The organism is Halalkalibacter flavus, assembly GCF_036663575.1.
Classification (GTDB): Bacteria; Bacillota; Bacilli; order Bacillales; family Bacillaceae_D; genus Halalkalibacter; species Halalkalibacter flavus.
Window position 1 is genome coordinate 1 of record NZ_JAWRVK010000237.1, and the last position, 271, is coordinate 271.

Below are 271 nucleotides of genomic sequence, written 5' to 3' on the forward strand. Positions count from 1 at the left end.
GGGCAGAGTTGATTGCAGTTGAGAGAGTTGTAATGAGTAACGAATACGATTATCTGTTCAAGCTTCTCCTAATCGGCGACTCTTCCGTTGGAAAATCCTGCTTGCTTCTCAGATTCGCTGATGACTCCTACGTCGACAGCTACATAAGTACCATTGGAGTTGATTTCAAAATCAGAACCGTGGAGCTGGAAGGAAAAACCGTCAAGCTGCAGATTTGGGATACAGCTGGACAGGAGCGATTCAGGACTATAACAAGCAGTTACTATCGAGG

At 45.4% G+C, this 271-nt stretch carries 1 protein-coding gene; it reads left to right on the plus strand.

The features are described 5' to 3' along the window. Positions 1–32: 32 nt before the first annotated feature. Positions 33–271 (plus strand): GTP-binding protein (locus tag SAY88_RS26195; protein ID WP_431308926.1); only part of this gene is annotated, 239 nt, incomplete at its 3' end.